The organism is Flavobacterium proteolyticum (assembly GCF_015223105.1).
GTDB classification, from domain to species: Bacteria; Bacteroidota; Bacteroidia; order Flavobacteriales; family Flavobacteriaceae; genus Flavobacterium; species Flavobacterium proteolyticum.
Genome location: NZ_JADFTZ010000017.1, coordinates 1 through 1,171 on the forward strand (window position 1 = coordinate 1; position 1,171 = coordinate 1,171).

Consider the following 1,171-nt stretch of genomic DNA (forward strand, 5'->3'; position numbering starts at 1 on the left):
TAAACAATCATTCCATCAAATGCAGTAGGAAAGTTAATACCATCTAAAGCACTAGTATCAAAAGTCCAAGTTGTTAAATCTGTTTGTGGAAAAACCAATCCTTTACCTACAGAACCCGCATCATTAAAATTTGTTGACGCATCCAAAAATGCATTTTGTCCAGCAATTTGATTCACCACCGGCTGATTAGAAAGCACCTGCCCTACAGCAGATGTACTTCCTAATAACATTAAAAAAAGTATTTTTTTCATAGTTTTAAAATTTATATTAATAATAAAAATATCCCCATTTTAACCATAGAGTTAATTAACGCAAGATTTAATAATGGGGATAATATGTAATTTAGATTTTTAAGATTATGGTCTTCCTGAGTATAATCTCCAAGAAATACCATCTGAAATCCACCATGAAACCCCACTTCCTGAAGCTATTTGAGAAACTGCCTCATTTGCATAAACTCCAGTATCACCACCTGTTACATCAGTAATTAATCTTGCGCTTCCTGAACGGTTGTTAATACCTACCAATCTGTTTGGATTTGCACTAGCAGAAGGAAAAACAATATTACCTGAATGTGTACTTTGCAATAAGATAACAACATCATCCGCTTGCCAAGTTATAGATGCTGCAATAGGATGAACTCTTGGTGCTTTAGCATATAACAATCCAGTAGTTTGAAAATTACCATCTACAACTGTTTTAGCCGTACCAGTTTGAAACGTTAAGCTATTATTATTCTGATTTACAACTCTTGCAGCTGTTAATTGACCATCTGCAGTATAAATATTTGAAGTTGCCCCTCCAGCACCTACTTCTGTCCATGTAGTGCCATTATAAATCCAAATTGAATTTGTAGTTGTATCAAAAACCTGTAATGCAGATACTGGAGAAGCAATTGCCGTTCTTTGTGCTGTCGTCATTCTTGGCAAACGTAATCCTTTTGACGTACTTTCTAATTCTAAGATAGATGAGCTAGAAGGTGTTGTTGTTCCGATACCTACCTGTGCCGAGACCGTTGCTGTTATTAACATCCCTGCAAATACGAATATTTTAGTTGTTTTTTTCATATTATTTAAAATTTATAAATTAGAATAATGTTATTGATTAATTAGTTTTTTTGTTACTGTTGCACCTGAAGTAAAATTAATTTGAACAAGATAAACCCCTTTTG

The 1,171-nt window shown here is 33.7% G+C and carries 1 protein-coding gene and 1 pseudogene; both read right to left on the reverse strand.

All coding sequences use genetic code 11. The features are described from left to right. Positions 1-251 (reverse strand): annotated as a pseudogene (locus IM755_RS12760) (hypothetical protein); the annotation flags it as partial. Between the two features lie 105 nt (positions 252-356). Next, a complete protein-coding gene (locus tag IM755_RS12765) occupies positions 357-1,067 on the reverse strand; it encodes a hypothetical protein (RefSeq protein ID WP_194097464.1) in 711 nt (236 codons plus the stop codon). Positions 1,068-1,171: the final 104 nt, after the last annotated feature.

What these genes read in the sequence shown, in the direction of transcription:
- IM755_RS12765 (WP_194097464.1), bottom strand. Translation starts at nt 1,067, where the DNA reads ATGAAAAAAACAACTAAAATATTCGTATTTGCAGGGATGTTAATAACA.